This is a genomic window from Bacillus cereus group sp. BfR-BA-01355 (genome assembly GCF_022663675.1).
GTDB lineage: Bacteria > Bacillota > Bacilli > Bacillales > Bacillaceae_G > Bacillus_A > Bacillus_A thuringiensis_S.
On record NZ_JAKUFY010000146.1, the window covers coordinates 1 to 10,919 of the forward strand.

Here is a 10,919-nt window from a genome sequence, read left to right on the forward strand (position 1 = left end):
AAGAAGAACAAAAACAAAAAGAGCAGGAAGAACAAGTGAAGCAAGCGCAAGCTGCGGAACAGCCTACTGAAGGACCACCTCAAGAAATTAATGAAAACGCTCAATTGGACCAGTATTTACAAAACGCAGGATTTAGCGGGACAGCTGTTATTGTGAAGAACGGAAAAGTTCTTCTGAATAAAGGGTACGGTATGGCAAATAAAGAGCAGCAAGTACCCAATAATTCAGAGACGACTTTTTATATTGGTTCTATTTCAAAGGCGTTTGTAGCAACCGCTATTATGCAGTTGAAAGATCAAAAAAAAGTACAAGTAGAAGATACTGTTGCGAAGTATATTCCAGATTTTCCACAAGGTAATAGTATTCAGCTAAAACATCTATTAACACATACATCAGGGATTCCAGAATATGAGCAGGGAAAAGAAGATATTTCTCATGAAGAACTGATAAAGCGAATAGGAAATCAAAAGCGTATTGGTGGTCCAGGAGAGAAGTGGAAGTATTCCGATTCGAACTACTCTATACTTGCATACATTGCCGAGAAGGTAAGTGGACAGCCGCTCGAAGAATATATTAAACAACATATTTTTGCTACTGTGGGTATGAAACATTCTGGTTTTGGCACAGAATTAGAACAAACAAGATTCCCATCAACGGGTTATAAAATAGTAAATAACAATATGACAACACCTAATATTCCGAGCATGTCACAACTATATGGTTGTGGTGATATATATACGAGTGCACATGATTTATATTTATTTAACGAAGCACTCTTCTCTGGAAAGTTAATTTCAAAAGAGAGCTATGATCAAATGTTTACAGGCGGAAAAAAAGATTACGGATTTGGATGGTACGTAGACCCAGGAAGTTATTCGAATCACGGTGTAATGCCAGGATGGAATTGCTTAAATGGATTTAGTAAAAGCGGAAGTGTGTATGTCGTTTTATTATCTAACATCCAAAACAACATTAAATCGTTTGGTAAAGTGAATAACGACATTTATACAATGTTGCGGAATATTGAAGTGTAAGAAACTATCCTTTTGGATAGTTTTTTTTATGCCCTTAAACAAATATTTCTTTTAGAAAATGTATGTCTTACCTATCACAAAAATATCTGTTTTGTATACATTAAGATGTATGGATGTAAAATTTTGTAATCTAAAAATAATAGGAGGAGAAGTGTATGTGTCTGTTCGGAAAATATTGGCATAAGTTATCAAGATTATTTAATAGACAATTAGGCTATTTTTTAGATGACAAATTATTGCCTGCTGTGGAACGACTTTTATTTTCGCAAAACTTTGCAAGGTTTATTCAAAGAAACTCTAAGCAAGCTACGGAAGAATTTATAAAATCAAGTCAATTTCAATCTATTATTTGTAATATTTTAAAAGAATGCAATACATCACCTTTTAAAGAAATTGCAAAGCAGTATTTAGGTAAAAACGTAGAAATTACGGTGACGGTTGGACAATTAACAGGCGTTATTGTAGCAGTTGGTGATGATTTCTTAACATTGCAAGAAGGAATAGGAACTGAAGTTTTATTACCATTTACAAGCATTATATCAATTAAAGAAGTGTAAGAAAGGAGAGTTATATATGTTATTTACTGATGAATTACGTAACCATGTTGGTGAGCTAGTGCAAGTTGTGACAGCTGTAGAAATTGTTACAGGCATTCTTTTATCTGTGACAGATGGGGCGATAATTGTGCGTACTTCTCCTTCTTATGGACCACCGGAAGATGTAATTGTGCGTACTCCTATTATTGCTTATGTTCGATTGGAAGGGTAAGCGTGATACAAGTATGAGAGTATCAGTTGTTATTCCAGCGCACAATGAAGCGAGTACTTTATCGCAAGTTTTAGTAGAAGTGGAGAAGCTCGAGCCTTACGAAATTATCGTGGTAGATAATGGGTCAACAGATGGGACGAAAAAAATAGCGTTACAACATCATTGTCACATGATTTATTATAAACATTCTCTTGGCAATGATGTTGGACGGGCTATTGGAGCTAGAGAAGCAAAAGGTGAAATTGTCTTGTTTTTAGATGGTGATATTGTTATTGATAGTAAAGAGTTACAACGTTTCGTGAAAGGGATTCAACAAGGGCATCAAATTGTTGTGAATAATTTAACATGGTCGGTTTATTTAAAGATGAGACCACATTATACGACAGTTGGAAAGTTCATGTTGAATCGTTATTTGAATAAAAAGGAGCTTGTTGTTGGATCTTTAATCGCAATTCCACATGCGATGAACAGGAAAGTTATCGAGAAACTTGGGTGGTGGAATTTAGCAGATCCAGCACTATTTCAAGCGATGGCGATGTCTAGAGGAGTAGATATTGTTGATACGGCTTCGGTCGATGTAATTCACACAAATAAGGTTCGTCCTGTGCATACGGGAACATCACCTGGTTCTCCTTATCCGAAAGCGACTAGCCGTATTATGGGTGATCATTTACGTGCTTTACAATACGTAATCGAAACATATGGTAAACGCGGCGGTTTTTCGGAGGGAAACAGGGATAGAGAGTTTATAGGGAACTATAAACCCGTTGTATTAAAGAAGGAAAAAGCGAAATATAGTGCGATTATACCAGTGTCAGAAGAAAAAATGACGATAAGATCTGTTATACAAGAAGTGAAAAAAGCAGGGGTAGATGAAATTATTGTTGTCGCGAATGGCGCAGATTTTGAGACTGTTAAACACGCAAAGCTAGAAAATGTTATTGTTGTTGAATTTACGAAGGCGCTTGGACATAATGTAGCACGAGCGATAGGTGCCATGCATGCTACGGCAGATATTTGTTTATTCGTTGATGGTGATTTTGTTATTCCAGCAAAAAAACTCACTCCATTTTTGCAAGCTGTTGAAGATGGAAGTGACGTGGTTTTAAATGATTTACAATGCTTATTAGATATGTTTCATCCTGCAGATCCAATTAGTATGGGGAAATATTTTGTGAATTTAGTAGCGAAAAGACCGGATTTATGGAATAACTCATTAACGGCAGTACCACATGCTATGCATAAAAGGGTAATAGAGAAAATAGGATATGACTCGCTTGTTATTCCGCCATTAGCCCAAATGAAAGCTATTTTGGAGGTTTTTTCTATTACAGCAGTAGAATTTGTAGATGTTATAAAAACCAATCGGGTACGCCCGGAGCAACATGGGTTTGTAAATGGACGTATTCCGGCATTTGACCGTATTTTCGGTGATCAACTTGAGGCGATTGCTTATCTATTACAATATACAGACGAACGTGGGAGTTTTACGGATGGAGATCGCGATAGAGACATTATTCAACAATTGAGAAAGGAAGAAAAGAATACAGATGAATGCTAGTAGTAAAGTAGCTATTATTGGATTAGGGTATGTTGGTCTTCCTTTAGCAGTCCATTTTGCAGAAAGAGGATATACCGTACTAGGATTAGATAAAGATACTAGAAAAATAGAATCGATTATAAAAGGAGAAAGTTATATTCCAGATGTTTCTTCTAAAGTGTTACAAAGTTTATTGACTAAAAATAAATTAATAGTAAATACACCAGATAAAGGTATTACTGATTTCCAAAATAGTGATTATGTTATTGTTACTGTTCCAACTCCAATTAATGAACGAAGAGAACCAGATTTAAGTGCCCTCATTTCAGCTTCGCATTATATACAACAAAATCTCCAAAAAGGACAAACCTTCATTTTTGAAAGTTCCACATACCCAGGCACACTTGAGGAAGTTATTATTCCTATTATTTCTCAAGCCGGCAAAAAGGTAGGAGAAGATTTCTATATTGGATATTCTCCTGAGAGAATTGATCCAGCAAATAGTCAATATTCAGTTCAAGCTATTCCAAAAGTTATTAGTGGACAAACAGAAAAGTGCAAACAAAAAGTACAGGATTTATATAGTAGCATTTTTGACGTAGTTGTACCTGTTAGCTCTCCGAAAGTAGCAGAGATGTGTAAGCTATTTGAAAATATTCAGCGCTTAGTTAACATTTCTTTAGTAAATGAGTTAAACACACTATGTGAAAGTTTAGGGATTGATTTTTATGAGGTTATTGAAGCGGCATCTACAAAACCGTTTGGATTTACTCCGTATTGGCCAGGACCAGGGATAGGGGGGCACTGTATTCCCGTAGATCCTTTATATTTTCAATGGAGAATAAAAAAGAATGGGGCAATTAGTCAATTAATTGAGGCGGCACATGTAATTAATGAAGAAATGCCAGAGAAAATTGTCCGGAAAGTAAAGGGCATGGTGCAATCACCCGGACTAGTTTTAATTGTAGGAATCGCGTATAAGAAAGATGTAAATGATTTGAGGGAATCACCGGCTTTGCCAATTATTCAATTACTAATAAAAGAAGGATACAAGATAAAATACCATGATTCATATATTTCTTCTGCAGAAATTGGAGATAAGGTGTATCAATCCGTTGCCTTGGATGAACAAACAGTTAAAGAGGCAGGTTGTATTTTAATTTTAACTGATCATTCTAATATCGATTGGAAGCTTTTTAAAGGAATGAACCGAGTAATAGATACAAGGGGAATTATAAAGAAGGTGAGTGTATGAGTAAGAAATGTTTAATTACAGGTGGGGCCGGATTTATTGGATCTCATTTAGCTGAAGAGTTGGTGAGAAGGGGTTATGAAGTCACGATTGTGGATAACTTCTATAAAGGGAAAAATAAGTATCATAATGAGCTAATGAGAGAGATGCGGGTTATTCCAATAAGTGTTTTAGACAAAAATTCTATTTATGAGTTAGTAAATCAACATGATGTAGTGTTTCATTTAGCAGCAATTTTAGGTGTTAAAACGACAATGGAAAAAAGTATAGAGCTCATTGAAACGAATTTTGATGGAACGAGAAACATTTTACAAGCAGCATTAAAAGGAAAGAAGAAAGTAGTTTTTGCATCTACTTCCGAAGTATATGGCAAGGGCAAACCGCCTTTCTCAGAAGAAGGGGACCGATTGTACGGGGCAACTTCTAAAATACGTTGGAGTTATGCAGTGTGTAAAACATTAGAAGAAACATTATGTTTAGGCTACGCATTAGAAGGTTTACCGGTAACAATTGTTCGTTATTTTAATATTTATGGTCCAAGAGCGAAAGATGGTCCGTATGCAGGGGTAATCCCACGATTTATCAGTGCGGCCCTGCAAGGAGAAGATATTCTCGTATATGGAGATGGAAAGCAGACACGTTGCTTTACGTATGTAAGTGATGCGGTAGAGGCAACGATTCGAGCAATGGATGAGAAGGTAAATGGTGAGATTATTAATATAGGTTCCGAGAACGAAAAGAGTATAAAAGAAGTAGCAGAAACAATTAAAAAACTAACGAAATCTTCTTCAAAAATTATACAAGTTCCTTTTGAGGAAGTATATCCACATGGCTTTGAAGAAATTCCAAATAGAAGGCCGAACGTAACGAAGTTAAGAGAGCTTGTTCAATTTCAAGCGACAGTAACGTGGGAACAAGGATTGAAAGAAACTATTAAGTGGTTTCATGAAGAAAACAATGGCTAAGTCGCTATCAGTTATTATTCCTGCAAGTAATGAAGTGGATACAATTTCAGACGTTATTCAATCGGTAAAACCGTTAAATCCAGTAGAGATTATTGTAATAGCAAATGGTTGTAATGATGGTACAGAAGAGGTTGCTAATCGGTTAGGATGTAAAGTAATCAGGCATACAGAACTATTAGGAAACGATGTTGGACGTGCAGTTGGCGCAAAATATGCGATAGGTGATGTATTACTATTTATAGATGGGGACTTTGCTATTCCAACTTCAAAATTACAATTGTTTCTTAATCCGATTTTACATGATCAGACTGACATCGTTTTAAATAATTTGGACGCATTGTTTTTAAAGAAACAAAAACCCCATTCTGTTACAGTGTGGCGTCAAATATTAAATGCAATGTTAGAGCGTGAAGAATTAAAAATAGATTCTTTATTATCTGTACCTCATGCGTTGACGAAAGAAGTCGTCCAGAGTATTGGATACGAATGTTTAGTTAATCCTATTGTAGCTCATTTACGTATAGCACAAAGTAAATGGAGAATTAGCCGTCATTGTGCTATTGATGTTATTACGCCGAATAAATTTCGACCGGTTGAACATGCTGCATATGGCACGAGCCTTTCTCAATCTGAAAGAAGAATGATAGGTGATCATATAGAAGCTGTTGCGGAACGGATAGTAAGCAGTGATACACGCGGGGGATATTATGATGGAAATAGGAAAAGGAATAGCGTCTATCATACTTTAAATTTCGAAGATTTTTATCAAGGATGGGGCGTTACATCCAATTTGTATAAAGGAAAGCAACTATCGGTTGTTATTCCTGTACAAGATGAAGAGAAAACAATTGGAAACGTTATAGAAGAGCTTCGTAAAATTGAACCTTTTGAAATCATCGTCGTCGTAAATGGTTCGTCAGATAAAACAGCAACGATTGCAAAAGACAAGGGCGCAACGACAATTGTATATAAAGAAGCCCTTGGAAACGATGTAGGGCGTTCACTTGGAACTTATTTTGCAAAAGGAGAAATTGTGTTATTTATAGATGGTGATTTTGTTATTCCAGCTAGGGAGCTATATCCTTTTGCAAAAGCTATTGCAGATGGAAAGGACGTCGCATTAAATGATTTAAATCATTATTTAGATCTAAGAGTACCACTTCATCTTGTAACTGCGTTTAAGTATGCACTAAATTTAGCTTGTGATAGAAAGGATTTAGGGGTAGGATCACTTATTGCGGTACCTAATGCATTTAGCCACAAGTGTTTGAAAGCAATTGGGTATAAATCTTTATTGTCACCTTGTGTAGCACAAGTGAAGGCTCTTCTTTCTGGATTTGAAATTGCGTGTGTATATCGTGTTGAGGTTGATAAGATGAACCGTATTCGTCCCAGTGAACATTTTGCAAAAATAGGTCATCCTCCAGCTGTACTTCGAATTATAGGTGATCATATAGAGGGACTAGAGCAAATAATTGCATTAACAGACAATCGTGGCGGATTCTATGATGGCAATAGAAAAAGAGATGTTTTATAGAAGTAACAAAAAAGTGTACAACATGTGTACACTTTTTTGTTCTGTTATAAAAACTATAACAGATTAGGAGATAAGAGTATTACAGCTCTACAATGGGTATTGTTCTTATATTACAAAATAGGACTCGTATATAAGAATACCAAAAAAATACAATTAAGGAAAGGGTTAATTTTAAAGACTTTTAAATGAAGTTACCACTATATATATAGTAGTTTGCTCAACTTTTCACAAACATGTCACAACTATTTCGTTCACTTTCTTAAAAAAGTAGTATTCTAAGTGTGTAAGCTGTTATATAAAAAATCTTAGTCCTGTACTAATCAAAAATGGAGGAGATTAGGATGACTCAAGTATTAGAAAATGTTAAAAACGCATGGGAAAACTTTAAAGGTGAAAAATGGAAAGCAGAGATTGATGTTCGCGATTTCATTTTAAATAATGTAAACGTTTTCGAAGGAGACGAATCTTTCTTAGCAGAAGCAACTGAAGCAACGAAAAAACTTTGGGATCAAGTAATGGATTTAACAACAAAAGAACGTGAAAACGGTGGCGTTCTTGATATGGATACAAAAATTGTTTCTTCTATTACATCACATGACCCAGGATACTTAAATAAAGATATTGAAAAGGTAGTCGGTTTCCAAACTGATAAACCATTTAAACGTTCTTTACAACCATATGGTGGTATTCGTATGGCGGAGCAAGCTTGTGAATCTTATGGATACGAAATGGACAAAGAACTTAGTCGTATTTTTAGAGATTGGAGAAAAACTCATAACCAAGGTGTATTCGATGCCTATACACCAGAAATGAGAAATGCACGTAAATCAGGCGTTATTACTGGTCTTCCAGATGCATACGGTCGTGGACGCATTATCGGTGACTATCGACGCGTAGCATTATATGGTATTGATCATTTAATTGAAGCGAAAAAAGCTGATTTAAATTTAACTGGCGGTGTAATGAGCGAAGATACAATGCGTTTACGCGAAGAATTATCTGAGCAAATGCGTGCACTTCAAGAACTAAAACAAATGGCTGCTTCTCATGGTTTCGATATTTCTAAACCAGCAACAAATGCACAAGAAGCGTTCCAATGGTTATACTTCGCATATCTTGCGGCGATTAAAGAGCAAAACGGAGCTGCAATGAGTCTTGGACGTACTTCTACATTCTTAGATATTTACATTGAAAGAGATTTAGCAAATGGTACTTTAACAGAAGAAGAAGTACAAGAAATTGTAGATCACTTCATTATGAAATTACGTCTTGTGAAATTCGCAAGAACACCTGATTATAATGAATTATTCTCTGGTGACCCAACTTGGGTAACTGAATCTATCGGTGGTATTGCATTAGATGGTCGTCCATTAGTAACAAAGAACTCATTCCGTTTCTTGCATACATTAGATAATTTAGGACCAGCTCCAGAACCGAATTTAACAGTTCTTTGGTCTAAACAATTACCAGAGAACTTTAAAAACTACTGTGCGAAAATGTCCATCAAAACATCAGCAATTCAATATGAAAATGATGACATTATGCGTGCTGATTACGGCGATGATTACGGAATTGCTTGTTGTGTATCTGCAATGAGAATCGGTAAGCAAATGCAGTTCTTCGGAGCTCGTGCAAACTTAGCGAAAGCATTATTATATGCGATTAACGGTGGTAAAGATGAAAAATCAAAAGCACAAGTTGGTCCTGAGTACGCACCAATTACTTCTGAAGTATTAAATTACGAAGAAGTTATGCATAAGTTTGATATGACAATGGAATGGTTAGCGGGTCTATATTTAAACACACTAAATGTTATCCATTACATGCATGATAAATATAGCTATGAACGTATTGAAATGGCACTTCATGATACGAATGTTCTTCGTACAATGGCAACAGGTATCGCGGGTCTATCTGTAGTAGCAGACTCATTAAGTGCAATTAAATACGCACAAGTAAAACCAATCCGTGATGAAAACGGTATTGCAGTGGACTTCGAAATTGAAGGAGACTTCCCTAAATACGGTAACAATGATGATCGTGTAGATGAAATCGCTGTAAATCTCGTGAAAACATTTATGAATAAACTTCGTAAACATAAAACATATCGTAATTCAGTTCATACAATGTCAATTTTAACTATTACATCTAACGTTGTATACGGTAAGAAAACTGGTAACACTCCAGATGGACGCCGTACTGGAGAACCATTTGCACCAGGTGCAAATCCAATGCACGGACGTGATACAAAAGGTGCATTAGCTTCATTATTATCTGTAGCTAAATTACCATATGAAGATGCACAAGATGGTATTTCTAATACATTCTCTATTATTCCAAAAGCACTTGGTAAAGAAGATGATGTACAAGTACGTAACTTAGTATCTATGCTTGATGGCTATGCAGTAAAAGAAGGCCATCACTTAAATATTAACGTATTTAATCGTGAAACATTAATGGATGCAATGGAACATCCTGAGAAATATCCACAATTAACAATTCGCGTATCTGGTTACGCTGTAAACTTTATTAAATTAACTCGTGAACAACAAATTGATGTAATTAACCGTACAATGCATGAAAGCATGTAAATGAAAAAAGTGTCCCTTCGCTCTTAATATATAGCGAAGGGAGGCTGTTTCAATAAAGGAGGAAGTAACATGGTAAAAGGAAGAATACATTCTGTAGAGTCTTGTGGTACTGTTGATGGCCCAGGGATTCGTTATGTCATATTTACACAAGGGTGTTTATTACGTTGTCAATATTGTCATAATGCTGATACTTGGGAAATCGGTAAAGGTAAAGAAATAACAGTTGAAGAAGTGATGCAGGATGTGACATGTTACCTTCCATTTATTGAAGCCTCCGGAGGCGGTATAACAGTTAGCGGTGGAGAGCCATTATTACAGCTAGACTTTTTAATTGAGTTGTTTAAAAAGTGTAAAGAGGCTGGTATCCATACAACAATCGACTCTTCTGGTGGTTGTTATTCTGAGGAACCAGAATTCCAAAGTAAGCTAGATATTTTAATGGATTATACAGATTTAGTTTTATTGGATTTGAAACATATCGATTCCAAAAAGCATCGTAAATTAACAGGGAAACCAAATGAACATATTTTACAATTCGCTCGTTATTTATCGAATAAGGATAAACCGATTTGGGTACGACACGTATTAGTTCCTGGTGTTACGGATAATGAAGAGGATCTACAAAAACTATCTAGCTTTATTCAAAGTCTGTCTAATGTTCAAAAAGTTGAAGTGTTACCATATCACAAGCTTGGTGTATATAAATGGGAGGCGCTTGGACATAAGTATCCACTCGCAAATGTAGAACCACCTACTGAGAAAAATGTAGAACATGCTAAACATATTTTACAAGCGGTCTAATCCAAATATTGGATTAGGCTTTTTGCTTTCTTTACAATAAAATCTAGAGTATATATTGATAAAAGAGTATACTGAAAGTAGAATATCCATAATTTTGTACGGAATAAGTGGAGAAATTTACATAATTGTAAAGGGAAATCAAAATAGTAAAAAGAATTAAGAAGTAAAAGAGTGAGTATCATGGAATAGAGAACATTTGTAAGTTATTGCGAAAGCTCTTATAGGAAAGTATAATGTAAAGATATGAGCACAGATAGGATTAAGGGGTCAATCTTATATGCTTTGCATATCCACGACAGGTACATAGCTGAAAAGGGAATTATTAGAATCTGTTTATGTAATTTTTAAGGAAAATGTTTTTCCTATTGTCGTATATGCAATATGGAGAAACAAAAAGCTAGGAGTGGATTTGTTTGATAAAAAACCCCAAG

General features: G+C 35.5%; 9 protein-coding genes and 1 pseudogene. All 10 read left to right on the forward strand.

Translation table 11 applies throughout. From position 1 onward, the window contains the following. A partial coding sequence (locus tag MR167_RS28435) for a serine hydrolase domain-containing protein (RefSeq protein ID WP_242316040.1) occupies nt 1-1,034 on the forward strand: 1,034 nt, incomplete at its 5' end. A 155-nt stretch (nt 1,035-1,189) separates the two neighbouring features. Continuing rightward, nucleotides 1,190-1,591 (forward strand): LSm family protein, encoded by a 402-nt coding sequence (locus MR167_RS28440; RefSeq protein WP_000335512.1) that lies wholly within the window; start codon nt 1,190-1,192, stop codon nt 1,589-1,591. Between the two features lie 16 nt (nt 1,592-1,607). Continuing rightward, nucleotides 1,608-1,802, forward strand: coding sequence for an LSm family protein (locus tag MR167_RS28445; RefSeq protein ID WP_000899475.1), 195 nt, complete (start codon nt 1,608-1,610; stop codon nt 1,800-1,802). A 13-nt stretch (nt 1,803-1,815) separates the two neighbouring features. Then, on the forward strand, nt 1,816-3,363 hold the full coding sequence (locus MR167_RS28450; RefSeq protein WP_012614730.1) for a glycosyltransferase family 2 protein: 1,548 nt from the start codon (nt 1,816-1,818) through the stop codon (nt 3,361-3,363). Further along, the gene (locus MR167_RS28455) at nt 3,353-4,597 is read left to right on the forward strand and encodes a nucleotide sugar dehydrogenase (RefSeq protein ID WP_000994266.1); all 1,245 of its coding nucleotides are present in this window, start codon (nt 3,353-3,355) and stop codon (nt 4,595-4,597) included. Before MR167_RS28450 ends, MR167_RS28455 begins: the two co-directional genes overlap by 11 nt. After that, nucleotides 4,594-5,559: an NAD-dependent epimerase/dehydratase family protein gene (locus MR167_RS28460; RefSeq protein ID WP_000037052.1), complete on the forward strand. Its 966-nt coding sequence runs from the start codon at nt 4,594-4,596 to the stop codon at nt 5,557-5,559. The genes MR167_RS28455 and MR167_RS28460 overlap by 4 nt, the downstream gene beginning before the upstream one ends. Further along, nucleotides 5,552-7,096, forward strand: a complete 1,545-nt coding sequence (locus tag MR167_RS28465) for a glycosyltransferase family 2 protein (RefSeq protein ID WP_012614731.1) — start codon at nt 5,552-5,554, stop codon at nt 7,094-7,096. Before MR167_RS28460 ends, MR167_RS28465 begins: the two co-directional genes overlap by 8 nt. After that, nucleotides 7,065-7,285: pseudogene (locus MR167_RS28470) on the forward strand (hypothetical protein). Before MR167_RS28465 ends, MR167_RS28470 begins: the two are co-directional and overlap by 32 nt. Before the next feature lie 152 nt (nt 7,286-7,437). After that, nucleotides 7,438-9,687 carry a formate C-acetyltransferase gene (gene pflB, locus MR167_RS28475; protein ID WP_242316042.1) on the forward strand — a complete coding sequence of 750 codons (2,250 nt, stop codon included), beginning with the start codon at nt 7,438-7,440 and terminating at the stop codon, nt 9,685-9,687. Nucleotides 9,688-9,756: 69 nt separating this feature from the next. After that, the gene (gene pflA / locus MR167_RS28480; RefSeq protein ID WP_000238468.1) at nt 9,757-10,488 is read left to right on the forward strand and encodes a pyruvate formate-lyase-activating protein; all 732 of its coding nucleotides are present in this window, start codon (nt 9,757-9,759) and stop codon (nt 10,486-10,488) included. Nucleotides 10,489-10,919: the final 431 nt, after the last annotated feature.